The 25105-nt window shown below is 70.8% G+C and carries 20 protein-coding genes and 1 pseudogene; 9 read left to right on the top strand and 12 right to left on the bottom strand.

Annotated features, from left to right (window positions below; translation table 11 throughout):
- Nucleotides 1-113: 113 nt before the first annotated feature.
- From ACZ5SK_RS40390 to ACZ5SK_RS40400, 3 genes are all read right to left on the bottom strand, one after another.
- Nucleotides 114-1358: a DUF5667 domain-containing protein gene (locus ACZ5SK_RS40390; RefSeq protein WP_334578036.1), complete on the bottom strand. Its 1245-nt coding sequence runs from the start codon at nucleotides 1356-1358 to the stop codon at nucleotides 114-116.
- Between the two features lie 246 nt (nucleotides 1359-1604).
- Nucleotides 1605-2384: an ECF subfamily RNA polymerase sigma factor, BldN family gene (locus ACZ5SK_RS40395; RefSeq protein ID WP_334578035.1), complete on the bottom strand. Its 780-nt coding sequence runs from the start codon at nucleotides 2382-2384 to the stop codon at nucleotides 1605-1607.
- Nucleotides 2385-2750: 366 nt separating this feature from the next.
- Nucleotides 2751-3698: an HAD family hydrolase gene (locus ACZ5SK_RS40400; RefSeq protein ID WP_334578034.1), complete on the bottom strand. Its 948-nt coding sequence runs from the start codon at nucleotides 3696-3698 to the stop codon at nucleotides 2751-2753.
- Nucleotides 3699-3791: 93 nt separating this feature from the next.
- Between ACZ5SK_RS40400 and ACZ5SK_RS40405 the strand changes: the two genes are divergently transcribed.
- The 5 genes from ACZ5SK_RS40405 (at nucleotide 3792) to ACZ5SK_RS40425 (ending at nucleotide 9529) form a co-directional block, all read left to right on the top strand.
- On the top strand, nucleotides 3792-4073 hold the full coding sequence (locus tag ACZ5SK_RS40405; RefSeq protein WP_334578033.1) for a glutaredoxin family protein: 282 nt from the start codon (nucleotides 3792-3794) through the stop codon (nucleotides 4071-4073).
- A 272-nt stretch (nucleotides 4074-4345) separates the two neighbouring features.
- Nucleotides 4346-5110 (top strand): redox-sensing transcriptional repressor Rex, encoded by a 765-nt coding sequence (locus ACZ5SK_RS40410; RefSeq protein WP_334578032.1) that lies wholly within the window; start codon nucleotides 4346-4348, stop codon nucleotides 5108-5110.
- Nucleotides 5107-6846: a glutamyl-tRNA reductase gene (locus tag ACZ5SK_RS40415; RefSeq protein WP_334578031.1), complete on the top strand. Its 1740-nt coding sequence runs from the start codon at nucleotides 5107-5109 to the stop codon at nucleotides 6844-6846. The genes ACZ5SK_RS40410 and ACZ5SK_RS40415 overlap by 4 nt, the downstream gene beginning before the upstream one ends.
- A 5-nt stretch (nucleotides 6847-6851) precedes the next feature.
- Complete coding sequence (gene hemC / locus ACZ5SK_RS40420; protein ID WP_334578030.1) at nucleotides 6852-7826, top strand: hydroxymethylbilane synthase; 975 nt, start codon at nucleotides 6852-6854, stop codon at nucleotides 7824-7826.
- Nucleotides 7823-9529, top strand: a complete 1707-nt coding sequence (locus ACZ5SK_RS40425) for a bifunctional uroporphyrinogen-III C-methyltransferase/uroporphyrinogen-III synthase (RefSeq protein WP_334578029.1) — start codon at nucleotides 7823-7825, stop codon at nucleotides 9527-9529. The genes hemC and ACZ5SK_RS40425 overlap by 4 nt, the downstream gene beginning before the upstream one ends.
- Nucleotides 9530-9608: 79 nt before the next feature.
- On the opposite strand, the gene ACZ5SK_RS40430 is transcribed toward ACZ5SK_RS40425, so the two are convergent.
- Nucleotides 9609-9788, bottom strand: a complete 180-nt coding sequence (locus ACZ5SK_RS40430; RefSeq protein ID WP_361708183.1) for a DUF397 domain-containing protein — start codon at nucleotides 9786-9788, stop codon at nucleotides 9609-9611.
- The gene (locus ACZ5SK_RS40435; RefSeq protein WP_361708185.1) at nucleotides 9785-10621 is read right to left on the bottom strand and encodes a helix-turn-helix domain-containing protein; all 837 of its coding nucleotides are present in this window, start codon (nucleotides 10619-10621) and stop codon (nucleotides 9785-9787) included. The genes ACZ5SK_RS40430 and ACZ5SK_RS40435 overlap by 4 nt, the downstream gene beginning before the upstream one ends.
- A 149-nt stretch (nucleotides 10622-10770) precedes the next feature.
- Between ACZ5SK_RS40435 and ACZ5SK_RS40440 the strand changes: the two are divergent.
- Nucleotides 10771-11195 (top strand): annotated as a pseudogene (locus tag ACZ5SK_RS40440) (ATP-binding protein).
- A 225-nt stretch (nucleotides 11196-11420) separates the two neighbouring features.
- Here ACZ5SK_RS40440 and ACZ5SK_RS40445 read toward each other — a convergent pair.
- Nucleotides 11421-12083: a class I SAM-dependent methyltransferase gene (locus ACZ5SK_RS40445; RefSeq protein ID WP_361708187.1), complete on the bottom strand. Its 663-nt coding sequence runs from the start codon at nucleotides 12081-12083 to the stop codon at nucleotides 11421-11423.
- Between the two features lie 133 nt (nucleotides 12084-12216).
- Nucleotides 12217-12675: a glycine-rich domain-containing protein gene (locus ACZ5SK_RS40450; RefSeq protein WP_468418255.1), complete on the bottom strand. Its 459-nt coding sequence runs from the start codon at nucleotides 12673-12675 to the stop codon at nucleotides 12217-12219.
- Nucleotides 12676-13277: 602 nt separating this feature from the next.
- Here ACZ5SK_RS40450 and ACZ5SK_RS40455 point away from each other — a divergent pair.
- A complete protein-coding gene (locus tag ACZ5SK_RS40455; RefSeq protein ID WP_468577414.1) occupies nucleotides 13278-14165 on the top strand; it encodes a transcriptional regulator in 888 nt (295 codons plus the stop codon).
- Nucleotides 14166-14307: 142 nt separating this feature from the next.
- Here ACZ5SK_RS40455 and ACZ5SK_RS40460 read toward each other — a convergent pair whose 3' ends face one another.
- Nucleotides 14308-16602, bottom strand: coding sequence for a peptidoglycan recognition protein family protein (locus tag ACZ5SK_RS40460; RefSeq protein ID WP_334578028.1), 2295 nt, complete (start codon nucleotides 16600-16602; stop codon nucleotides 14308-14310).
- Between the two features lie 252 nt (nucleotides 16603-16854).
- Between ACZ5SK_RS40460 and hemB the strand changes: the two genes are divergently transcribed.
- The gene (gene hemB / locus ACZ5SK_RS40465) at nucleotides 16855-17847 is read left to right on the top strand and encodes a porphobilinogen synthase (protein ID WP_334578026.1); all 993 of its coding nucleotides are present in this window, start codon (nucleotides 16855-16857) and stop codon (nucleotides 17845-17847) included.
- Nucleotides 17848-17868: 21 nt separating this feature from the next.
- Here the strand turns inward: hemB and ACZ5SK_RS40470 are convergent, their stop codons facing one another.
- Nucleotides 17869-18606, bottom strand: coding sequence for a DUF4232 domain-containing protein (locus ACZ5SK_RS40470; RefSeq protein WP_334578025.1), 738 nt, complete (start codon nucleotides 18604-18606; stop codon nucleotides 17869-17871).
- 170 nt (nucleotides 18607-18776) lie between these two features.
- Between ACZ5SK_RS40470 and ACZ5SK_RS40475 the strand changes: the two genes are divergently transcribed.
- Nucleotides 18777-20216, top strand: a complete 1440-nt coding sequence (locus ACZ5SK_RS40475; protein WP_468577416.1) for a helix-turn-helix domain-containing protein — start codon at nucleotides 18777-18779, stop codon at nucleotides 20214-20216.
- Here the strand turns inward: ACZ5SK_RS40475 and ACZ5SK_RS40480 are convergent.
- The 3 genes from ACZ5SK_RS40480 to ACZ5SK_RS40490 form a co-directional block, all read right to left on the bottom strand.
- Nucleotides 20156-20383 (bottom strand): hypothetical protein, encoded by a 228-nt coding sequence (locus ACZ5SK_RS40480; protein ID WP_334578021.1) that lies wholly within the window; start codon nucleotides 20381-20383, stop codon nucleotides 20156-20158. The two genes, ACZ5SK_RS40475 and ACZ5SK_RS40480, sit on opposite strands and share 61 nt — an antisense overlap.
- 169 nt (nucleotides 20384-20552) lie before the next feature.
- Nucleotides 20553-21368, bottom strand: a complete 816-nt coding sequence (locus ACZ5SK_RS40485) for a DUF4253 domain-containing protein (protein ID WP_334578020.1) — start codon at nucleotides 21366-21368, stop codon at nucleotides 20553-20555.
- A 124-nt stretch (nucleotides 21369-21492) separates the two neighbouring features.
- Nucleotides 21493-24639: a DNRLRE domain-containing protein gene (locus tag ACZ5SK_RS40490; RefSeq protein ID WP_468577417.1), complete on the bottom strand. Its 3147-nt coding sequence runs from the start codon at nucleotides 24637-24639 to the stop codon at nucleotides 21493-21495.
- Nucleotides 24640-25105 lie beyond the last annotated feature (466 nt).

Here is a 25105-nt window from a genome sequence, read left to right on the forward strand (position 1 = left end):
TGTGGTGGTCGTGGTTTTTTTTTTTTTTTGTTTTTTTTTTTTTTTTTTTTTTTTTTTTTTTCTTTTCCCCCCCCCCCCCCCCCCCCCCCCCCCCACCGCCGTAACGAACGGGTCTACTCCGCGTCCTCGCTGTCGATGCCCAGGCCTGGGAGGAGGCCGGGGAGGAGGGGTGGGAGGGTGACGTCGGGTTGGGTGCTGGGGAGGGCCGGGGTCGGGGCGGTGGTGCCGGGGTCCTTCGGGGGATCGAGGAGGCCGCCGGTGTTGCCGCCGAGGAGGCCGTCGTCGGTCGTGCCGGAGGTGGCCGGCTTGCTGGGGCTGCCGGAGGTGCTGCCTGCGGTGCCGTCGGAGGTGCCCTGGCCGGTGCTGCCGGGGGTGGTCGAGTGGCCGGTGTCGGAGGTGCCGGGGGCTGTCGAGCCCGAGCCGTGGCGGGTGCCGCCGCCTTGGGCGGGGGGCTGCGGGAGCAGGGACTGCAGCGGGGCGACCTCTTCGTCTATGGCTTCGAACACCGACGAGACCTGCTGACTGACGTCCCCGAGCTGGACCGGCAGGCGGTCGCGGAGGGCGCCCCAGGCCTCGCGGTGCGAGCGGGAGAACGCGTCGAGGGCCTGGATGGGGCCCAGGGAGTTCGGGTCGCGTTCGTACGCCTCGTGGAGGAGGCGGTGGCCTTCCGTCGCGTCGTGTTGCATGCCGTTCAGGGCGCGGCGGATCTCGCCGAGGGACTCGTGGTCGAGGTCGCCGCTGCGGCCCCGTTCCATGAGCCGCCGGGCCTCGCTCAGCCGGGTGGAGGCCTGGTCGAGGTAGGTGCGCCCGCGTTCGTCCTCGCCGTCGGCCAGGTAGTTGAGCTTGAAGTCCTCGATGCCGCGCTTCAGCCCGTAGAGCCCGTCACCGGGGAGGGCGTCGGAGCTCGCGGCGGCCACTCCGCCGAAGGCGCCCGCCGCGACGCCGACGCTGAGGCCGCCCGCGGTGAGGCCCTTGGCGAGGCGGGAACGCGGTCGGAACTTGCCCAACGGACTGGCCCGGTGTGTGCCCCTCGCCCGGTGGGAGCGTTGCTCCGGCACCGAAGGGTCCGCCGCCTCGCCTCCCACGGTGCCCGCCTGCAGCATGGCCTCCATTGCGGCGACCAACTGGGCCCGCTGGACGACCTTTACCTCGGGATCGAGTGTCGGCTTGGGCAGCTCGGCGAGACTCGTGGCAAGGGCCAGGAGGCGGCCCTGTCCGGTCTGGTCCGCAGCGGCCGGTGCCGGCGGTGATCCTTCGGTCTGCTCGGCCGCCGTGCCCTCGGCGGAACAGTCGGACTGCTCCTCCAAGGCCTGGGCGAAGGCGTTCGCCCGCCGGTGCGCCGATACGTTCGCGATCACTGGCGGCACCTCCTCTCGTCATGACGGTCGACTCCCTTGGGGTCCTGAGGGTTGCACGCCCCGGGCCGATTCCACACGATCGAGTGATCGGGGTTGGCCGGGACGTGACCACAGGGAGCCTGTATCCCGCACAACGACTGGCGCGGCACTTGGGTTACGGACAGCTGATGATCGGCTCGGGAAGACAACGGACTTTCACTGAAGGTGAGTTGGGGATGACCGGCAGTGGACTCCGGGCCGGTCCGGTCAGCGGGCGTCTTCGGGCAGGAGCCGGGCGAGGGTGCGGACGGCCCGGTACTGGAGCGTCTTGATGGCACCTTCGTTCTTGCCCATCACGCGCGCGGTCTCGGCGACGGAGAGGCCCTGTAGGAAGCGCAGCGTCACGCACTCCTGCTGCTGCGGGTTGAGCCGCCGTACGGCGTCCAGGAGCGCGGCGTTGGAGAGGGACTCCAGGACGGAGTCCTCGGGTGAGCGCTCGACCTCGTTGGCGTCGAGCATCTCGCCGGTGGTCACCTCGAGCCGGAAGCGGCTCGACTTGAAGTGGTCGGCGACGAGGTTGCGGGCGATGGTGACCAGCCAGGCGCCGAAGTCGCGGCCCTGCCAGGTGAACGTTCCGATGCGGCGCAGGGCGCGCAGGAACGTCTCGCTGGTGAGGTCCTCGGCGGTCGCCTTGCCGCCCACCCGGTAGTAGATGTAGCGGTAGACCGTGTCGCTGTACTGGTCGTACAGGCGCCCGAACGCGTCGGCCTCGCCGGCCTGGGCGCGTTCGACGAGGTCCATCATCCGAGCGCTGTCGCTGTCGGCGGCCGGCCGACGGGCGGTGGCCGTGCCGCTCGCACGTCCCCGTCTGCCGACCGCCGCGGTGCCGTCGGCCAGTGCATAGCACGGGCCGACGGGCGCGGCGGCGGCGAAGGCGGGGACGGCGTACGCGGTGGGGACGAAGCCGCGCAACAGGTCCTGGACCGTAGCGACCGTTGCGCGCAGCGTAGCCAGGCCCGAGGTGTCAACCCCGACGTGTGGGTACACGGGACTCCCAGAGGCAGAGCTTCCATCACGTGCAGTGCGGAACCTTTCACCCGTCGTAGCGACAGGAGGGGTACCGGATTGCGTCTGAGGAGAATAACGCTTCGTGCAGGCCCTGCTACACCGAGTTGCTCAAAACTTCGATTACGTCGCTTCTGTGGTTGATTGGTGCCCCATCAAGTCGCGTGGAGTGAGCGGTTGTTGATCGGAAAGGATCGAGTTTCGAGGTGGTCTGGGGCGTGTTGTGGCTGTGCGCGGACAATGCGAATAGACGGCCGCCCTGGGGGGTACGACCGTCTATTGGCGCTGGTACGGGTATGGGTACGGGGACGGGTGCGGGTACTGGCGTCGGCGCGCAGTGGCTCCTTGTTACCGCCGGCGCCGGTGCAGGGCGATCGCCGCCGCCGTGCCGCCCGCCACCGCGCCCACGCCGGCCGCCGCCGGGATGCCGACCTTCGCCGCCTTGCGGCCCGTGCGGTAGTCGCGCAGCCGCCAGTCGAGGTTGTGGGCGTGCCTGCGGAGCTTGGCGTCGGGGTTGATGGCGTAGGGGTGGCCGACGAGGGAGAGCATCGGGATGTCGTTGTGCGAGTCGCTGTAGGCGGCGCAGCGGGAGAGGTCCAGGTTCTCCGCCGCAGCCAGCGCGCGCACCGCCTCCGCCTTGGCCGGGCCGTGCAGGGGCTCGCCGACCAGCTTGCCCGTGTAGACGCCGTCGACCGACTCGGCGACCGTGCCCAGCGCGCCGGTGAGACCGAGGCGGCGGGCGATCACCTGGGCGATCTCCACCGGGGCGGCGGTGACCAGCCACACCTTCTGGCCCGCGTCCAGGTGGGCCTGGGCCAGCGCCCGGGTGCCCGGCCAGATGCGCTCGGCCATGTACTCGTCGTAGATCTCCTCGCCGATCGACATCAGCTCGGCGACGCGGTGGCCCTGCACGATCGACAGGGCCGAGTCGCGGGCCTCCTGCATGTGTTCGGGGTCCTCGACGCCGGCCAGCCGGAACCACGCCTGCTGCCAGGCGAAGCGGACCAGGTCGCGGGTCTCGAAGAACTTCCGTTTGTGCAGACCGCGGCCGAAGTGGAAGAGCGCCGCGCCCTGCATCACCGTGTTGTCGAGGTCGAAGAAGGCGGCGGCCATCGTGTCGCCGTGCACCGGGAACTGCGGTTCCCGGTCGGCGGTGTCCAGGGCTTCCTGGGACTCCAGGGCTTCCTGAGCTTCCTGGGTCGACTTGCGGGCTGCCTCCGCCGAGGCCTCGCCTGCCAACACGCTCCGCGCCGTGGCGGAGCGCCTACGGGGAGTGAGCCATCCTAGAGCGGCCATGGCGTGAGCATAGCCAGTCTGTTCGGTGGTTCCGGAGTCGAGAGGTTTGAAGGGTGTGAACACTCCGCGACCGCGCAGTTAAAGAGCGCGAGAATGGCCCACATGAGTCCCCTCTTTCGACGTAAGGCAGCCCCGCACGAGCGGGTGGTCACCCTCATCCGCAAATCCGGTTGCCATCTGTGCGACGACGCGGAGCGCGTGATCGAGAAGGTCTGCACGGAACTCGGCGTGCCCTGGGAACAGAAGGACATCTCCGAGGACCGCCGGCTGTACGACGAGTACTGGGAGCAGATCCCCGTCGTCCTGGTGGACGGCAGGCAGCACACCTTCTGGCGGGTGGACGAGGATCGCCTGCGCAAGGAGCTGGCCGGGTAGGAGGCGTGGGCGAGGCGCGTGGCAACTGACCGAGCAGTACAAGGGCGGACCGAACGTCGCTTAGGATCGATGGCGGTTTTGTCTCGGGGGCGGGATTCACGAGGAGAGTGGCGGTTTTGCCCCCTGGAATGATGTGCGTGACCCCGGTCACGTTGGCCGGGCAAAACGGACACCATCTTTGTGCACGCGTTCACAAAGACATAGCCTGCTGTCGACGGGGCGGTCTGGGTACGTGTGACCGCCTACAGCCCCGCTCTACCCGCAGGAGCACCGTGGCAACTGGCCGAACTCACCGACCGGCGACCCGTAGCCGAGGGATTCCCGAGGCCACCGTCGCCCGCCTTCCGCTGTACCTCCGCGCGCTGACCGGACTGTCGGAGCGCTCGGTGCCCACGGTCTCCTCCGAGGAGCTCGCCGCCGCCGCGGGGGTCAACTCCGCGAAGCTGCGCAAGGACTTTTCTTACCTGGGTTCTTACGGCACACGGGGTGTCGGCTACGACGTCGAGTATCTCGTCTACCAGATCTCCCGTGAGCTGGGCCTCACCCAGGACTGGCCGGTCGTGATCGTCGGCATCGGAAACCTCGGCGCGGCGCTCGCCAACTACGGCGGTTTCGCCTCGCGCGGCTTCCGGGTCGCGGCCCTCATCGACGCCGATCCGGCGATGGCCGGGAAGCAGGTCGCCGGGATCGCCGTGCAGCACAGTGACGGCCTGGAGAAGATCATCTCCGACAACGGCGTCTCCATCGGCGTCATCACCACCCCGCCGTCCGTCGCCCAGCAGGTCTGCGACCGGCTCGTGGCCGCCGGCGTCACCTCCATCCTGAACTTCGCGCCGACCGTGCTGACCGTCCCGGACGGCGTGGACGTGCGCAAGGTCGACCTCTCCATCGAGTTGCAGATCCTCGCCTTCCACGAGCAGCGCAAGGCCGGCGAGGAGGCCGCGGCGGGCGACGGCGTCGTACCCACCGCCGTCACCCGCGACGACACCACCGACCAGGGGCCCGACGGGGACGTACCCGCCGTGATGCCGGCATGAGTCTCCTCGTCGTCGGACTGAGCCACCGCAGCGCCCCCGTGAGCGTGCTGGAGCGGGCCTCGCTGTCTGCGGACGCCCAGCTCAAGCTGCTCCAGGACACGGTCGCCGCCGAACCGGCCGCCGAGGCCGCCGTCCTCGCCACCTGCAACCGCATCGAGCTGTACGCCGACGTGGACAAGTTCCACGCGGGCGTCGCCGAGCTGTCCACGCTGCTCGCCCAGCACAGCGGGGTCGGCCTGGAGGAGCTCACTCCTTATCTCTACGTGCACTACGAGGACCGCGCCGTCCACCACTTCTTCTCGGTGGCCTGCGGCCTGGACTCCATGGTCGTCGGCGAGGGCCAGATCCTCGGGCAGATCAAGGACGCGCTGGCCCGGGCGCAGGAGCTGCACACCGCCGGACGGCTGCTGAACGACCTGTTCCAGCAGGCCCTGCGGGTCGGCAAGCGCGCCCACTCCGAGACCGGCATCGACCGCGCCGGGCAGTCCCTGGTCACCTTCGGCCTGGAGCAGCTCGCCGCGGGCGCGGACGTGCGGGACTGGGCGCGCGGCAAGCGGGCCCTCGTCATCGGCGCGGGTTCCATGTCCTCGCTGGCCGCCGCCACCCTCGCGCGCGCCGGGGTCGCCGAGGTCGTCGTCGCCAACCGCACGCTGGACCGGGCCGAGCGGCTCGCCCAGATACTCACCGAGGCGGACGGCACGGGCGTGCCGGCCCGCGCGGTACCGATGGAATCGGTGCCGGCCGAGCTGACACGTGCTGATGTGGCCGTCTCCTGTACCGGGGCGACGGGCCTGGTCCTGACGGCGGAAGCGGTCGCGACGGCCGTCGAGGGCCGCACGGGCGCGCCCGTCGCCTTCGCCGAGGACGCCGTGACCACGGGCGGGGACGTACGGCCGCTGCCGCCGACCTCCGTCGGCGCCGACGAGAACTGCCCGCTCGATCCGGCCCCCGCACCGCAGGCCGCCGTACCGCAGGCCGCCGTGCAGCAGTCCGGTTTCTCCGTGATGGGGGAGGCCGCCGTGGCCGGCATGGACGCGGCGACGCTGGAGCAGCACGCCGCCTGGGTCGACAACGCGACCGTGGACCGGCGCCTCGCCGGCCGCCGCAGCCCCGAGGCCGACGCCGAGCTGATCAGCGCGCTCGCCGCGCTCGCCGCCACCGTCGGCCGCATCCCCGAGCGCCGCAGGCCCGAGCCCGTCGCCACGCCGGTGCGGCCCGAGCCGGTCCTCTTCCTGCTCGACCTGGCGATGCCGCGCGACGTCGACGCGGCCGCGCACCGGCTCGCCGGGGTACGGCTCGTCGACATCGAATCGCTCGCGGAGGCCTCCGCCGACGCGCCGATGGCCGCCGACGTCGACCAGGTGCGGCGGATCGTCGCCGACGAGGTCGCCGCGTTCGGCGCCGCGCAGCGGGCCGCGCACATCACACCGACCGTGGTCGCCCTGCGCGCCATGGCCGCCGACGTCGTCGCCGGCGAGATCGCCCGGCTCGACGGGCGGCTTCCCGGCCTGGACGACAAGCACCGCGCCGAGATCACGCAGACCGTGAAGCGGGTCGTCGACAAGCTGCTGCACGCGCCGACCGTTCGGGTCAAGCAGCTCGCGGCCGAGCCCGGCGGCGCCGGGTACGCGGACGCGCTGCGGACCCTGTTCGACCTCGACCCGGAGACGGTGGCCGCCGTGTCCCGGGCCGAGGACAGCACCGAGAAGAACGCAGAGAACCGAGGGCCGGCATGAGCGGCATGAGTACGAGAGCACTGAGACTGGGGACCAGGCGAAGCACCCTCGCCATGGCCCAGTCCGGGCAGGTCGCGGAAGCCGTGAGCCAGGTGACCGGACGGCCCGTCGAGCTTGTGGAGATCACCACCTACGGCGATGTCTCCCGCGAGCACCTCGCGCAGATCGGCGGCACCGGTGTCTTCGTCACCGCGCTGCGGGACGCGCTGGCGGGGGGCGAGGTCGACTTCGCGGTTCACTCGCTGAAGGACCTGCCGACCGAGCAGCCCGAGGACCTGGTCCTGGCCGCCGTACCGGTGCGCGAGGACCCCCGCGACGTGATCGTCGCCCGGGACGCGCTGAAGTTCACCGACCTGGCCGCGTCCTCCCCGAACGGGGTCGCACGCATCGGGACCGGTTCGCCGCGCCGCATGGCCCAGCTGAACGCGTACGCCCGCACCCACGGGCTGGACATCGAGACGGTGCCGATCCGCGGGAACGTCGACACGCGGATCCGGTACGTGCAGGACGGCGAGCTGGACGCGGTGGTGCTGGCAGCGGCCGGCCTCAGCCGCATAGGCCGCCTCGACGAGGTCACCGACTTCCTGTCGATAGACACGGTTCTGCCGGCTCCCGGCCAGGGAGCACTGGCGATCGAGTGTGCCGCGGACAACGCTGCGCTCATCGCCGCGCTCGGAGAGCTCGACGACCCCTTCACCCGGGTCGCCGTGACCGCTGAACGGTCACTGCTCGCCGCCCTGGAGGCCGGTTGCAGCGCCCCTGTGGGTGCGCTGGCCGACCTGCTGGCCGACGGGCAGATTGTCAAGGAAATGCGCCTGCGGGGCGTCGTCGGCACCACCGACGGCACCCGTATGGTGCAGCTGTCCACCACCGGTCCCGTGCCCGAGACGCATGACCAGGCAATGACGCTCGGTCGCGAACTCGCCGCCGAGATGCTTGCCCAGGGCGCGGCCGGTCTGATGGGGGAGCGAGCACAGTGAGCCCCACCACTCTTCCAGCCGCTGGTCCTGAACACGGGCACGTCACCTTCCTGGGTGCCGGACCCGGGGATCCGGGACTACTGACTCTGCGCGCCGTGGAGGCGCTGGCGCACGCGGACGTCCTCGTCGCCGAGCACGAGGTGCTCGACGTCGTACGGTCGCACGCGAGGCCGGGCGTCACCGTCGTGAACGCGGAAGCGGGTCCTTCGTCGGACCCTCTTCCGGGCACGGGCGCGCCCCTCCCGACGGTTGTTGACGGCACGTCAACAACCGCTGAGGTACCCGCTGTGCGCGATGCCGCACATCTTGTCATGGAGGCCGCGCGGGGCGGCAGGCGGGTCGTCCGTGCGGTGTCCGGGGACCCGGGACTGGATACGTACGCGGCGGAGGAAATGCTCGCGTGCGCGGCGGCCGGCGTTCCCTTCGAGGTCGTACCAGGTGTCGCGGCCGCCGTCGGCGTGCCCGCGTACGCCGGGGTGCCGCTGCGCGACGCGCAGGGCGCGGACGTCCGGTTCGTGGACGCGCGCACGGCTTCGGACCGTTGCTGGACCGAGGTCGGGGCGTCGGACGGGACCGTGGTCGTCTCGACGACGCTCGACTCCGTAGCCTCCGCCGCCGGTGAGCTGGTGTCGGCGGGCCGCAAGCCCGATACGCCGATGACGGTGACGGTGGCCGGTACGACGACCCGGCAGCGGACGTGGAGCGCGACCCTCGGGACCATCGCGCAGACGCTGAAGCAGGCGAAGGCGCTGCCCTCGCCCGAGGGCGGCCGGCCGGTCATAGTCGTGGTCGGCGAGCGTTCCGCCCCTGCCCAGCGCGACCAGCTGGCCTGGTTCGAGTCCAAGCCGCTGTTCGGCTGGAAGGTGCTCGTGCCGCGCACGAAGGAGCAGGCGGTGTCGCTCTCCGACCAGCTGCGGTCGTACGGGGCCGTGCCGCACGAGGTGCCGACGATCGCCGTCGAGCCGCCGCGGACCCCGCAGCAGATGGAGCGGGCCGTGAAGGGGCTCGTCACCGGACGCTACGAGTGGATCGCCTTCACGTCCGTCAACGCCGTCAAGGCAGTGCGGGAGAAGTTCGAGGAGTACGGGCTCGACGCGCGGGCCTTCGCCGGGATCAAGGTCGCGGCGGTGGGCGAGCAGACGGCCAAGGCGCTGGTCGCGTTCGGCGTGAAGCCGGACCTGGTGCCGAGCGGGGAGCAGAGCGCGGCCGGGCTGCTGGAGGACTGGCCGCCCTACGACCCCGTCTTCGACCCGATCGACCGGGTGTTCCTGCCGCGTGCCGACATCGCCACCGAGACGCTGGTCGCCGGGCTGATCGAGCTGGGCTGGGAGGTCGACGACGTCACGGCCTACCGGACCGTGCGGGCCTCGCCGCCGCCGGCGGAGACCCGGGAGGCGATCAAGGGGGGTGGCTTCGACGCCGTTCTCTTCACGTCGTCGTCCACCGTGCGGAACCTGGTGGGCATCGCGGGCAAGCCGCACAACGTGACGGTGATCGCGTGTATCGGCCCCGCCACGGCGAAGACCGCCGAGGAGCACGGGCTGCGGGTCGATGTGATGGCTCCGGAGCCGTCCGTGCAGGCGCTGGCGGAGGCGCTGGCCGACTTCGGGCTGCGGCGTCGGGCCGCCGCCCAGGAGGCGGGCGACCAGGTCAGCCGGCCCAGCGAGCGGCGGCCGGGGGCGCGGAGGCGACGGGCTACCTGAGCCGCAAGGACCGGACTGACCGTGCGCATGAGGCCCCGTACCCGTCGAATCGGGTCCGGGGCCGCGCACGTTCGCTCTGTCAGTTCCCCGAGGCGTACGGCAGGAAGGCCGCCCAGGTGGTGGGGGTGAGGGCGAGGCGGGGGCCGTGGGGGTTCTTGGAGTCGCGGACGAGGACGTGGCTCTCGTCGGGGATGGCCACCTCGACGCAGTCAGGGCCGCTGGACGTGCTGTAGCTGCTCTTTATCCACTCCAGCTTCATGTCTCTCCATGCACTTTCTCGATGAGGGCCATCGACTCCCGAGGGCTGAGAGCCTGTGCCCGGATGATTCCATACTGGATGTCGAGGAGTTGCACCTCTTTCGGCTCAGCAATCACACGGCTGACGTGCACGACCTCGATGTGGCCAACGGTCGTGCCGTCCGTGAGCCTGAGCAACCTGAACGGTCCGTCGAGCCCCGAGTTTTCCTCGTGACCCAGAGGAAGCACTTGGAGGTCGACGTTGCGGAAATCTGCGACCGCCAACAGGCGTTCGAGTTGCGCGCGCATCACCATCTTGCCCCCGATGGGTCGACGGAGCGTCGACTCGCACTGGACAAAACTGAAGACGGGCCGGGCCGTCGTGTCGTTGACGATCTCCTGCCGCGCCACGCGGGCCGCTACCAGTTGCTCCAACTGGTCGTCGGTGAACGGTGGCCGACGAGCGCCGAGCACCGCTCGCGCGTACTCCTTGGTCTGCAACAGCCCGTGAATCACCGAGTTGTTGTACGCGCACAGCTCGACCGCGTCCGCCTCCAGCCTCTTCAGGTCCCGTACCTTCTTCGGATACCGGACCTCCGCCAGGTCCTCCTTCAGCGCGGCGATCCTGCCGCCCGCCGACAGGGCCTCGTCCGCGCGGTCCAGGTACTCGGGCCGGGGAATCCGCCGCCCCCGCTCCACGGAGGAGACCTGTTCCTCTCCGTACCCGATGGCCGCCCCGAACTCGGCCTGGGTGAGGCCGGCCGACTCCCGCCACAGCTTCAGCTGCCGCTGAACGGTCCGCATCACGACCCCGGCTTCCTCGTCCTCCTCCAGCCCCGCGTCCCACTCGTTCACGTCCACCGTCCTCCAGCCGCGTTCAACTCCGACACCCGCCTCCGGTCACCCCGTACGGTCCGGACAGAACCGGACGCCACACGGACGGACACTGTCCGCACGGGCCGCCCTTCTTCACAGGTTACGCATGGCTGGACACGCTGAGTCATGTGAATCAACAGATTGTGCGCCCCCCGCTCCACCAGTTCTCCGTGCCGCTCTCCGCCACCCGGCGCGGAGCGCGTCTCGCCCGTCTGCTCGCGGTCGAGCAACTGAGCTGCTGGGGGCTGCCGTTGGACCCGGCCCGGATCGTGGTCGCCGAGCTCGCCGCGAACGCCGTCCTGCACGGCCGCGTCCCCGGCCGGAGCTTCCGCCTCACGCTCTCCGTCGTCAGGGCCGGGACCTTGCGTATCGAGATCACAGACACCCGGGGTGATCGCCTCCCGTCCCGGCTCGGACAGTCCCGGAGGAGCCTGCGGAGTCCGGCTACGGTCTGCTTCTCGTGGAGGAGCTCGCCGACCGCTGGGGTGTGTGCGCCGGGCCGACACCCTGCAAGACGGTGTGGGCGGAACTCGATCTCACGCTCTGCCGGTGACCCTGGCCCCGGAGCCTGGCGATGTGTCCACCCCACAGCGGTACCCGGGACGGACTGGGAACCGGTACTTCTCGGATGGTGCTGACTCGCCGCGCCGGACGCCTGGTGATGACGGACGGGTTCAACGCGTGCCGCAACTCCTTCGGTGAGCCGGGGCGGTAGCGGGGCTTGCCGGACTAAGAGCACTCTGCCCGTCGATCAGCAGCGGTTGAGGAACTTGCCCGGTCAGTAAGGCAGTTGCGCTGTCAAGATGATCGTTCCCAGTCCCTTGCCGCCAGGGGCAGGAAGGCACTCTGCCCGCACGGCGGTAAACCCGTGGCGGCGAGCGTAATCGGCCCACACCTCGGGGGAATGGCACCAGCGGTCGACGGTCATCTTCGTCCCCTCGGGACCCTTCCCGTGCATGGGTTGGCGTCCGTGCAGGTGGTGGGGGGTCTCGCCGTGTGCGAAGGCGAACACGCCACCGGGCCGGAGGCGCTTGGCGACGAGCGGGAACAGTTCCTCGGGGTCGGTGAACCAGACGGCTCCCCAGATGGAGAACACCGTGTCGTACGCCTCGTCCGTCTCGCGAAGATAGGAGCAGGCCTCCCCCTCGACGAACGTCAGCTCGGAAACGTCCTTCCACCAACGGCGCGCACGTTCGATCTGGACGGGTGAGAGGTCCAGGGCGGTGACGCGTACGCCCCGGCGGGCGAGCCAGGACGCTTCACGGCCTTCGGCCGCCCCCAACTCCAGCGCCGTGTTCGGCCGTCCCAGCAACTCGGCTCCGGGACCGTGGCCCTCGTACTGCGTCCATTCGAAGGCGAATACCTCGGGGGGTGGCGTGGGGCCGTCGCGGTCCGGTTTGTAGCGGTCCCAGAAGGCGGCGTCGTGTGATGTGTGGGGCATGCGGTTCCTTGGGAGGGCGTGGAGCGGTGCTGGTGCCGCACCGTATCCGCACCGCTCCCGCGACACGCCATGGAGACGCCAACGGGTCCGGGGCCCCGCATGGAGGACCCGGACCCGTTGAGGCGTGACTGACCTAGTGGCAGTTCTCGCCCGGCCTGCACGGACCGCATTTCGCGAAGTCGCGCTCCCACAGCTTCCAGTCCACGGGGAAGCCGTTCTCGGCGATGATGTGCGCCGTGCGTTCCACCGAGCCGTCGTACTTGAACTCGATCTCCGGGATGTGCTCCAGGAACCTGCCGTCGAAATGCTGGGCGCAGAACTCCCGGTAGTTCTTCGTGTCCAGGATGAAGACATGGACGGCGATGTCGACCACCCGACCGCAGCACATCTCCAGGCCTTGTCCCCACCTCTCGATCGCCGTGATCAGGTAGGTCACGGCCGCGCTGAACAGCCGCTCGGCCATCACCTCGTCGAACGGGTGGTCGCGCATCAAGAGCTGGATCTCCCGCTCCCAGACCTCCGGCTTGACGTAGTCCCTGGGATCCCGCTTCGCGGGAGCCCTCTCGGGGATGCTCTCAAGGGCTGTTGCCACAGTGGGTCTCCTCCCGTCCGTCGCGTACCCGCTCCCTGACGGCGGGCCGCACCTCCACAGCACCACGCGGTCGGCCCTTGGCATCATCAACTCGCGGTCTGCGCAGACGACATGCAGATGATGCACATCCCATAGGCGCGCTGTTCCACAATCCTTACTGTGGACAGATGGTCCTGCTCTGCCGTCGGGGAGGCGCGATGCAGCGCACCACCGAACCCTTGTGGAACTCATCCAGGGTCCGCTTACTCGTGGCGCGGTGTGATCCCGGGGGACTGATCAAGCTAGGCAGAACCTGGCACGGCTGGCGTCAGGCCGACCTCGGCCGCCGACTTGGCTGTTCGGCGTCCACCATCTCGCGGCTGGAGAAGCCAGGCCGGGTCAGCGATCTGCGTCTCATGCAGCGAGCCGCGTACGAAGTGGGCGTACCCGCGAATGTGCTGGGAGCGGCACTTGGTCTGGTTGGGCCGCCAGCCACTAGAGTTGCGCCGACTGGGCCACGCCACACCGAGGAGGACCCGATGCGACGCCGTACGCTGCTCGCAGCGGCAGGGCTGGCCGTCCCCGTGTCTGTTCTACTCGACGTGGAGTCTGCCCTCGCAGAGATGCCCGTGCCCTCGGGTTCGCCTGAGCCCTTCGACGTGCGCCTGGCCCGAGCGCGTGCGCTCTTCGACACCGGTGCGTACGGCGATCTCCTGAAGGCGCTCCCAGACCTTCTCGCCACCGCCCATGCTCGTATCCGGGACCGTGCTGAGATCAGCTATGCACGCCTGTCTGCCGGCTACTCGCTGACGGCTCAGGTCCTGGTGAAGATCGGGCGCTACGACCAGGCACGGCTCACCGCAGACCGGGCAAGCCTCTACGCGGACCTGTCCGGCTCTCCGTCGGCCTCGGCGGCAGCGGCTCGTGAGCTGAGCATCGTTCTGCGCCATCAGGGTCAGGCGGACGCCGCGCAGCGGCTCATTCTCCATGCTGCGTCCCGCGTCGAAGCCACGGGGCTGAAGACCCCTGCACATGCGGCGGCGTACGCGCAACTGCTGTGCACCACCTCCTACACAGCGGCTCGCGCGGGCGACCGCGACCAGGCTCTGTCGATGATCGACGAGGCTGCGCGGGCCGCCCGTGCACTGCCCGCCGAAGCGCCGAACGGGCGCCTCTTCGCCCTCACCCCCGCGTCCGCGCGGCTGTACCAAGTGGGCATCCACTGGGCTCTCGGTGACGCCGGGGCCGCGATCAGAGCAGGCGGGCAGCTCCATGAGGGGCAGTTCGCCACCGCGGAGCGTAAAGGACGCCTGCACACCGACATGGCCCGCGCCTGGTGGCAGTGGGGGAAACCGGAACAGACCGCACAGTCACTACTCAACGCGATTCGAGTGACTCCTGCCGAGGTCCGGGACCGGCCCAGTATGCGAGCGATCGTCACAGAGCTCCGCCGGACACATCCCCGCGTCAGCGGCGTCCGCGAGCTTGCCCGGGTGGCGCTCGCCGAATAGGACAGTGTGTGCGGGTCTCGCCGCTGGTGGAGACGCGGGAGGGCCACCCGTCGGGGCGCGGCGGCGTCGGGCGATCTGAGAACTGGGCGGAGCGCTCCTCCGTGGAGCGCTCCGCCCAGCCGGCTTCCGGTTTGGTAGGGGCCTACTTGATGTAGACCAGACCGTCCGTCGTGACCGTCGGGCGGCCGGTGGTGCCCACGACGACGATCTTGATCGTGTGCTTGGCGCTGCTCGACCAGGTCCTGGTCCAGATCGCCTGGCGGTACAGGGTGGTGGTGGTCTTCAGGTCGACCGTCGCTGCCTTCGTGCCGTCGACGTAGACGTACGCCTGGCCGGAGGTGGTCGCCCGGGAGACCACCCAGGCGGCGGAGCGGCCGGTGAAGGTCCAGGTCAGGGCCGCGCCCTTGGAGCCGCTGGAGTAGGACGTGCCGCCGAGGTAGCTCGTGCTGGAACGGGCGGTCCAGCTGCCGGACTTGACGGCGGAGGTCTCCTGAAGGATCACCGGGGTCGAGGAGAGGGAGGCCGTGCGGTAGTTGCCGGCGTAGTCGTCGGCCCGCAGCGACCAGGTGGTGGCGGCGCCGGGCTTGGCCGTGCGGACGGAGCTGGTGACGGTCGGGCCGAAGGTCGCGGCGGTGGGCGACAGCAGCTGCACGGAGCGCAGGGCCTTGTCGTCGGCGGCCTTCCAGCCCAGGGTGACCGGGACGGCGGTGGTGCTGACGGTGCCGGTGCGCAGGGAGAGCGTCGGCGCGGTGGTGAAGGTCGGCGCCGTCGTCTCCGCCACGACGTTCAGGGCGGCGGTCGTCGTCGTCTTTCCGGACTGGTGCACGGCCCGTACGGCGACGGTGTGGCTGCCCAGGGGCAGGGTGGCGCTCGCGGAGGTGGCCGTGCCCGTGACGGTGGCCACGGCCTTGCCGTCGGCCAGCAGCTCGAACTTCGAGATCAGCGCGCCGGGCGTGGTGGCCGTCCAGTTCACCGTGAGGGCGCCCTTGGTGTAGTACGTCGAGCCGGACAGGCTCGCGCCACCGGCCACCGAGGTGACCTTCAGGCCCTGCACCGGGCCGGCCGCCCACGCGCGGACGGTCGGCAGCTGGTCGTAGAGCAGCCCGCCGGGGCACTGCGTGTTGTAGCCGTCGCGGTGGCCGGAGATGCGGTTGAAGGTGTAGAGGCTGCCCGAGGTGAAGCTCTTGCCGAAGTAGTTCGTCTGGGTGGCGCCCGCGGTGAGCTGGACGGTCCCGGCCGGGTCGGCGCCGTACTGGCCGAGCTTCCAGGCCGCGAGGCGGGCGATGGAGGTCAGCGCGGCGTTGGTGGCGGTGGTCTGGGTGTAGTCACCGATGACGGCGACGGCGTCGGCCTCGCGGTTCCAGCCGTAGGTGTGGGCGCCGAGCACCGGCAGGTCCACACCGCCCTTGCGGCCCTCCCAGAGGGTGCCGCACTTGTCGACGAGGAAGTTGTAGCCGATGTCCTTCCAGCCGCTGACCTGCACGTGGTACGCGTAGATGCTGCGGATGATCGACGGCGTCTGGTCGCAGGTGTAGTCGTTGGTGCCGTCCGTGTGGTGCACGAACATCGCCTTGACGTCGTTGTTGTACTCCGGCGCGTCGGGGCTGATCGACTCGTCGGCGCCCCAGTCGGCGCGGGAGCGGATCGGCGGCTCGGGCACCGTGGACTTCGGCGCGGTCGGCGGGGGCGCGACGGTGGCCGACGGGCTCGTCGTCGGGGACGCGGTGCCAGTCGAGGCGGACGCCGTGACCTCGGGCGCGGTGTCCGTCGGCGACGCGGAGACGGTGGGCGCGGCGGAGACCGTGTCGGACGGCGACGCCGAGGCCGTGTCACCGGGCGAGGAGGACGCGGAGGGGCCGGGGCTCGTGGTGTCGGACGCCGTCGGGTCGGGCGTGCCGTCCATCACGAAGCCGGCCGGCTCGGCACCGGTCGTGCCGGTCGTGCCGGTCTTCGTCTCGGCGGCGGTCGCCACGCCGGGGTCGACCAGGTTGACCTGCAGCCCCTTGGGCAGCGCGGCGCTGGTGCCGTTCTTGCGGACGACCTGCACCTGGACGCCGTCGGACGGGCCGACCCAGACCGGCTCGGACGCGCCGCGCACCTTCGGACCCGGCCTGTCCAGCGGGTCGACGTCCAGTTCCAGGTCGTGCCAGGCGCTCCACTGGCCGGTGGCGACGCTGCGGGTGCGCACCTGTGCGGTGCCGACGAGCCGCCTGGCGCCGCCGGTCCAGGTGACGCCGAGCAGCGAGAACTGCTCGGTGTCCGTGCGCGGCATCTCCCGCCGGTCGGCCGAGGACGCCTTCAGCGCGAGGTCGTACACCTTCACCGGCCGCTTGGGCCGGGCCGCGTGATCGGTGGACGGATTGGCGGCGGCGTAGGTCACCACGCCTCCGCCGCCCAGGACCACCGCACCGAGTGTCAGCCAGGCCCGTCTCTTCATGCTCAGCGGTCTGTACGCACGCGTTCCACCCCGACGCCGACGTCGACTCACGACGAAATCCACCCCTGTATTCACAACTCTGGTCGCATAGGGCGCACCTGACACGCAGACGGCCAGTACAGAGAGCGCTGTCTGGCGGAAAAACGTCACACGTGTCCGGGTCCAGATGACGAAGATCACTCGCCGGTGAAGGGCTCGCGGGCCGACTCGGCGTCGGCAAAGGCGGGGCCGGGACGGGCGTAGCGTAGGGGCATGACGAAGTACGGATCCTTCCCCGGTTCGCGTCCTCGGCGGCTGCGGACCACCCCCGTCATGCGGCGTATGGTCGCGGAGACCCGGCTGCATCCGGCCGACTTCATCCTGCCCGCGTTCGTGCGGGAGGGCGTGAGCGAGCCGGTGCCGATCCAGGCCATGCCCGGGGTCGTGCAGCACACGCGCGACAGCCTGAAGAAGGCCGCGCTGGAGGCCGTGGAGGCCGGGGTCTCCGGGATCATGCTCTTCGGGGTGCCGGAGGAGTCGAAGAAGGACGCGCTCGGTACGCCGGGTACGGATCCGGACGGGATTCTCCAGGTCGCCATCCGGGACGTGCGGGCCGAGGTCGGGGACGACCTCCTCGTCATGTCCGACCTGTGTCTCGACGAGACGACCGATCACGGGCACTGCGGTGTGCTCGACTCCGAAGGGCGCGTCGACAACGACGCCACCCTGGAGCGGTACGCCGAGATGGCGCAGGTGCAGGCCGACGCGGGGGCTCATGTCGTCGGGCCCAGCGGGATGATGGACGGGCAGATCGGGGTCATCCGGGACGCCCTGGACCAGATCGGGCGGGAGGACGTCTCGATCCTCGCCTACACCGTCAAGTACTCGTCGGCCTTCTTCGGGCCCTTCCGGGAGGCGGTCGGGTCGTCCCTGAAGGGGGACCGGAAGACCTATCAGCAGGACCCCGCCAACTTCCGGGAGTCGATGCGCGAGCTGGCGCTCGACCTGGAGGAGGGGGCCGACCTGGTGATGGTCAAGCCGGCCGGGCCCTACCTGGACATCCTGGCGAGGGTGGCGGACGCGGTGCACGTGCCCGTCGTCGCCTACCAGATCTCCGGCGAGTACTCGATGGTCGAGGCCGCCGCCGAGAAGGGCTGGATCGACCGCGACCAGGCGATCTTCGAGGCGCTGACCGGCATCAAGCGGGCCGGGGCGCGCAACATCCTCACCTACTGGGCCACCGAAGCGGCCCAGAAGCTGCGGTAGTTCGCCCGCCGCATCCGGCCGCTACCAGCCGAGCACGTCGTCCTGGTCGTGCTGCCAGTACGTCACCTTCAGCGAGCTGTCGTAGTAGACGCCCTTCGCGGGCAGGGACGGCATCGCGGACGCGCCGCCGTCGCTGTTCGGGGTGTAGCCCTGGAAGGCGACGGTCAGCTTCTTCGCCGTCGTGCCGCCGTCGCCGCTGCCGTCGGCGGCCGACAGCAGGACGGCCGCGTAGCCGGACTCGCCGGGGGTGAGGGTCGTCACCGCCTGCGGCTGCGTCGCCTTGTCGGCCTGCGGGGCCCACTGCATCTCGTCGAAGCGCAGGATCGGGTAGTAGGTCAGGTCGCACGTCTTGGAGCCGGTGTTGGTCACCGTGAGCAGCATGTGGTTGAGCGGGCGGGACATCGGCTGGGCGGTGACCTTGGTGTTGGAGCCGTTGCAGAGGACGCGGGTCGGGGCGGCGTCGGAGCCGGAGCCGGCTCCCGTGCCCTTGCCGGTGCCGGTCCCCTTGCCGGTGTGAGCGCCGGTGCCGGTCGAACCCGTGGTGTCCTTCGCGGGGGTCTTCGCCGGGTCCTCGGACGTGCCTGCCGACGTCGTCGCGGACTGCGTCGGCTGGGTGGCGGAGCCCGCCGCCGTCGCCGTCGATGACGCCGGGTGCGACGCGCCCTCGTCCTTCACGCCGGTCCCGTTCTCGCAGGCCGTGAGCGCCAGGGCGGTCAGGGCGGTGAGGGCGAGCAGGTGGCGGGTGCGGCGGATACGCATGATGAAGTCCCCTTCCGGGATGGCGGGTTGAAGCGATGTGCTTCGATGGCCAAAGCTTGTGAGGGGATCCGTCCCGGCCGCCATGACCTGCGGCCGATCAGGGACGCTGGAATGCCCACAACGGGTTTGACCAGGGGAAACAAGCCGTCCCTGGAACGCGGGGATGGGACATGGAGAGTGGGGAAACGGTGTCTGCGAGCGAGTTCGCCGAGCTGCTGCGGGAGCTTAAGGAGCGGTCCGGGCTGAGCTACGGGACGCTCGCCAAACGGCTCCACATGAGTACGTCCACGCTGCACCGCTACTGCAACGGGGACGCGATCCCCACGGATTACGCGCCCGTGGAGCGGCTGGCCCGGCTCTGCAAGGCGTCCCCGCAGGAGCTCGTCGATCTGCACCGGCGGTGGGTGCTGGCGGACGCGGGGCGCGGGCGGAAGACGGCGGGCGCGGCGGAGGGCGGTGCCGCGGAGGGCGGTGCCGTCGAGACCGGCGTCGTGGAAGCCGCGATGGAAGCCGCTGCCGTGGAAACCGCTGGTGTGGAGGCCGTCGCTGAGGAAACGGTTCTCGGCGAAGTGACGGTTCCCGAGGGGCACGGGGGCGCGGGGGACGGAAGCGCGGCGAACGGTGGCGTGGGGGCCGAGGAGATCGGTCCTCCCCGGCCTGCGCGAACTCCGCGCCCCGCGCGTCGTGTGCGGCGTTCCCTGGTGCTCGCCGGTGCCGGTGTCGTGGCCGCCCTCGGGTCCGTCGCGCTGGTGCTGTCGCTGACCCTGCCGTCCGACGCATCGGGCGAGGGCGGCGGCGGGGGCGCCGCGGCAGCCGGGGAGTCCGTGCGGGGGAAGGCAAAGGGGGGCGTGTCGCCGTCTCCGTCGGCGTCCGTGTCCGCCTCGGCCACCGCGTCCGCGACGGCGACGTCGTCGGGCGCTGCCTCGGCCTCGGGCTCGGCGTCCCCGTCGGTCGCCGCCCCCGGCGCGGGTTCCGGGATGCAGGCGGACGATTCCGTCCCGCTGACGGTCAACACCCGGCCGTACGCCTGGGTGGACCCCTGCAGCCAGCACTATCTGATCCGGAGCGGGCCGGAGAAGGTCGCGCCGCCGCCCGTGGAGCAGGACGCGCCGGCGTGGGTGTCCGCGCACGGGGCCGTGTCGGCGGGGGAGCAGTTCCTGGAGATCACCGTGCAGGGGACCGGTGCGCAGACCGTGGTCGTGGACAAGCTGACCGTGCGCACGGTCGGCAAGGGCGTGCCGCTCGCCTGGAACGACTACGCCATGGGCTACCCGGGCGTCGGCTGCGGTGGCGGGATGCCGACGCGGGCCTTCTCCGTCGCCCTCGACGCGGCGCGGCCGGCGCTGGTGCCCGAGGCGGGGCACCGGGACTTCCCGTTCACGGTGAGCGAGTCCGACCCGGAGGCCTACTACATCACCGCCGACGCCTCCGCCTACGACGTGCGCTGGTATCTGGAGCTGTCCTGGTCCAGCGGTTCGCGGCACGGCACGGTGACGATCGACGACGAGGGCAAGCCGTTCCGCACGAGCGGTTCGAACGGGCGGCCCGACTACGAGTTCCCGCTCGGCGGTTCCGCGTGGCAGCGGGCGGGGGCATCTCCTACGCCGTAGGCGGCGAGCCGGACGAGCCCTTTGAGGGTGCGGGCGCTCGACGGGCCCTCGTCGCGCAGGCCCTGGCCGTCGTTGCACGCGGTGAGGGCGAGCGCGGCGACGGCCGTCAGCGCGGCGGCGAGCAGGCGGACGCGGGTGCGGGTGCGGGGGGTGGGGCGAGTGGGCATGGGGCAAGCCTGGGGCGTAGGGCCCGCCGCCTTCCACCCGCGTGGCGCAACTCGGGACGCCGGTCCGGTCCCATGGTGTCTGACCTGCGAGAACGACGCCCTTTCGGGACGGGATGTGGGACGCCGTTCTCCTGGTTGCGCTCTCGGTCGGTGACCGGGTGGGAAGGCGTCAGTCCCACCAGAAGGACCACGCGGGCTCGCCGATCAGCTCCTCGGCGTAGGCGCGCAGGGCGTCCGGGCCGTTCCGGGTGATGGTGTCGGGGCAGAACGCGAAGTGCTCCGCCGCCACCGCCTCGGCCTCTGCCGGGGTGGCCGGCGGGGCCGCGACCGACACGACGAGGGTGTCGAAGCCGAGCGCGACCACCCGTATGCCGAAGCGGTCCTCCCAGGAGCGCAGGACGGCGCAGAGGCGGGCCACGTCGTTCTCGTGGTTCAGGGGGCCGGTCCAGCCGATCGCCGCCGGGATGTCGGCGGACCGGCGGGCCGCGACCAGGGCGAGGTGCGGCTCCTTGAGCCAGGTCCGGGCGCCGTCCGTCAGCGAGTCCGCGATGCCCGCCGCGCGGGCGTCCGGGGTGGCGGTGGGGGAGGTTTCGGGCGCGAGGCCGGGCCAGTCGGGGCCGAAGGGCGCGGCGCCCTCGGCGAGTTCCTCCTCGGCGTTGTCCTCCCAGTGCTCCGCGAGGACGTCGTCGGCGTCGTGGTCCCCGGGGTAGGACATCTCGTCGGGCATCAACTCCCAGTCCGCGGGGCCGCCCTGAGGGCCGCCCACGTCCACGAGGACCGGGAGCAGACCCGCGCGGGCGGCCTGCGCGCCGACGGACTTCCAGGCGCCGGGCGAGGCGGCCTTCTCCGCATGCCACAGCAACGGCTCGTGCCACGGCCCCTCGTCGGTCGTGTCGATCAGTCTCCCGGGCGGGAGTTGCAGCCCCAGGGAACGGCCGCTCGGGTCGGTGGCCAGCCTGGGCAGCGGGTTGGGAAGAGTCGCCATGGAGGTGACTGTAGGGGCAGCCACTGACATCGCCGTGGGCGGGCGGGCGGCGGCGGGCCGAGGCCCGGCAGCCCCTTGGCGGGGGCGGCCGGGCCTCGGTGGGCGGGTGAGCGGGTCGCCGGCGTCAGCCGAAGGTCTTGACCGTGTTCCAGTCCACCGCCAGGACGGTTTTCACCGGGTCGTTGGTGTTCGTCCGCGACGGGTTGTAGATCCGGGTGTACCCGTCGGAGGCGAAGCGGGCCCAGATGTCGGCGATGCCGTCCCCGCTGACGTCGGGGATGCCGATGGCCGTGGGCACGGCGGCATCGGTCCAGCCGGTGCCGTAGGCCTCGTCCTTCCCGGTCAGCGAGTTGGCGCCCAGCTTGAGCGACTCCAGGTCGACGCTGCCGGCGACGGCGCCGGGCTTGCCCTGGCGGTCGTACATGTTGCCGTTGTCCAGGTTGCGCCAGAGCAGGTCGGGCGTCTTGTCGCCGTTGACGTCGGTCACGTTGACGATCTCCCGGCGGGCCCAGGCGTCGGCGTTCATCTGCGTCGCCGTCTGGAAGGTCGCGCCGGTGTAGCCGGACAGCGTCCAGAAACCGGCCCCGGCCCGCAGCACCAGGTCGGGCAGCTTGTCGCCGGTGATGTCGCCGACGGCCTTCAGCTGCGTCCAGGTCGACGGCGCCGGAGCGTTCGAGGGCAGCCGGACTTCCAGGCGCTGGGTGACGTCGAAGCTGCCGTAGCCGTCGCCCGGGTAGAGCCAGAAGTGGCCGTCCGGGGCGACCGCGAACAGGTCGGTGGTGCCGTCGCCGGGGTAGGTGTCCTGGTAGTGGGCGATCAGGGCGGCCTTGCCGGTGGCCGGGTCGTACCAGTGGCCCTGCGGGTCGGGCTGCTTGTCGGCGTCGTAGGAGGCGGCCAGGCAGTTGTACAGGTCGCCGCCCTCACCGCCCACGCAGGTGCGCAGATCGCCGTCGGCGTTCACGATCAGCAGGTCGGGCATGCCGTCGCCGCCGGTGTCCATGGGGCCGTCCGCGATGTCCCGCGGCGGCACGTAGAACGGGTAGTCCCTGCGCTTGCTGGGGTTGCCGAGGGAGTCGTACGCGTACACCTGGATGGTGTTCGGGCCGGCGTGGGCCGGGGCGAAGGCGGGCAGGGTGGCGGTGTTGTTCGTGGCGGCCAGATCGGTGGGGTTGTTGCCCTCGATGGACCACCGGAACTTCGAGGCGCCCTCGGAGGTGAACGTGACGGCGCCGGTCTGCCCGAACTTGACCTTGGCCCAGGTCTGGGCGTCGGGCGTGGCCTCGGGGAAGGTGTCGCTGTCCACGGTGGGCGGCGGCGGGCCGGAGCCGTCGACGACGACGGTGCAGCGGTTGCCGCTGGTCGGGTAGTAGGCGGACACCGCGGTCGGGGAGTTGCTGTCCTCGGCGCGGACGTCCCAGTAGTAGACGCCCTTGTCGACGAGGGTGCTGGAGGCGATCGTCAGGGTGGCCTTTCCGCTGGTCAGGCTGGTGACGAGGGTGCCGGCCGGGGTGGCGGCGCCGGACTTCCAGAACCTGAAGCGCAGGCCCTTGAGGTTGCCGTCGGGGTCGGAGGACTTCGCCGACAGGATCAGGTTGGTCTTGCCGACGGTGGCGCCGGCCGCGGTCTGGTTGCAGGTGCCGCCCGGGGTGCTGGAGACGCTGCTCGGCGTGGCGGGCGGCCGGTTGTAGACCACTTCCAGCGCGGCGCTGGTCGCCTTGAACTTGCGCCAGGTCTGCACGTCGCCCTCGCTGGTGGCGCGCATGCCGAAGGTGATGTTCGACCAGCCCTTGGTGGCGCCCTCCTGCGCGGCGGACTTGACGTTGAAGTCCTCGTAGTCGTCGGGGCAGGAGCCGGCGGACCAGCCGTGGGCGAACGACTTGCGCTGGATCTCGTCGGACCAGCTCGGCTGCTTGTTCCAGGTGGTGCCGGAGGAGATCGCGCCGGTCATCCAGAACTGGAACTCGCGGGTCGTGCAGGACCAGGAGTGGTTGTTGAGGATCTTGAAGGTCGCCGAGCTGACCGTCGCGCCCTTCAGGCTGGTGCTGTAGTTCATCCGCCAGAACGAGCGGGCGGTGCCGCCGGTCTCGTTCTCGTGGCCGACGCGGGCGTCGGAGGTGCCGGAGGAGAAGTTGGTGCCGTTCCAGAAGCTGGTGTTCGGGTACGGCTTGTAGGCGACGGTCCAGGCCAGCCAGCCGGCGTTGAGCGTCGGGTCGACGTACACCGGGAACGTCACGTCGGCGTCGGTGAACAGGCCGGCCTGGGCGGCGTGCAGGTCGAGGCGGGCGGCGCCGGTGCCTTCGCCGGCCAGTTGGACGGGCATCGGGGCGCTGTGCGCGCCGGGCTCGATGCCGGTCAGGCCGGACAGCTTCAGCACGTCGGCCGGTGTGGCGACCGAGGTGCGGGGCGTGCCCTTGCCCTCGTCGAGTTCGGGGTCACGGCCGGCCGAGTCCCAGGCGAAGGGGGTCGGGATGGAGCCGATTTCCTTGCCGGAGCCGTCCTGCACCAGGATGCGGCCCGTCTGCTCGTCGTGGTGGAAGACGGCCGTCTTCGAGCGCAGTCCGTAGGCGACGGTGGCCAGCGCCCTGCTCTGCGCGGCCTCCTTGTTCTTGACGATCAGGAGTTGGGCGAATCCGCCTTCCTCACGCGCGACCAGCAGCAGGTCGACGCCCGGCAGCACTTCGGAGTAGAGGGCGCGGGGGCCGTCGAGCACCGGCTCGGGCAGGGCGCCGGGCCAGGTGTAGGCGACGGTGTGTCCGGCGATGTCGACCTCGGCCAGCACCGTTTCCTGCGCCTGCGGTCCGTCGGCCAGCGGCAGACGGGCGAAGGAGCGGTCGGCACGGGCGGTGGACCCGCCGGGCGTGCCGCTGGAGAAGCGGACCGGCTGCGCGGGGTTGACCGGCTGGACGCCGAGGCCGCGGGCGGCGTTCTGCACGCGCCGCAGCCGGTTGTCGATCGGCGCCCATGTGCCCGCGGCGGTCTTCGCGCGCTGCGGCAGGGCGGCCATCCGGGTGCGCAGTTGTCCGTCCGGCTGCGCCCAGGTCTGGGAGGTGGCGGTGGTGGCGGTGTCGACGAGGACCGGCTTACGGGTGCGCCGGGCCTCGGCCTGGGCGGCGCTCTCGTCGCGTGGGCCGGTGGCGGCCTGCCGGGCGTCGGCGGCCTTGCCGGCCGTCGGCGGTGAGGGATCGTCAGGGTGCCACCACGGCAGCAGCGTGACGGTCAGGGCGGCCAGTACGAGGCCGAGGGTGAGAGCCAGCCTGGTGCGCGTGCGCACGAAGGGGCTGAGAAAACGAGGCGGCGCGGACACGGCGGCGTCTACTCCCGTGTGGACCAGGCGGACAGGGACAGCACGAACGGCCCCGGGCGGTGGGCCGCGGGGCATGGGCGCGGACACGATCACACGGTTCTCACCCCTCGTCCACATATGAAGTTTTTATAAAAGTGTGATGGTGCGTTGGGCGTCCCTTGACCGTTTGTTGGCCGGGCCCCCTTTGCGTCTTTTGATCACCTGTTGTGGGTCGATGAGTATCCAGATTCGCCCATGCCCCACCTTCGTCAAAAAATATGTCGCTATCTCCCCTTTTGCACCGTGACGAAGTTCACGCGAAGTCGCTTTCGGCCCGATTCCCGGACCTTGATGACTGTGGCGGCCATGACAGAGGGTTCGATCTTCATCTGTCGTTTTCGCATGCCTGGGTGGGGTCGACGCGTATGCGTGCTCAAAGTCCACCGTCGTGGCT

This window comes from Streptomyces sp. NPDC031474, from assembly GCF_055581185.1.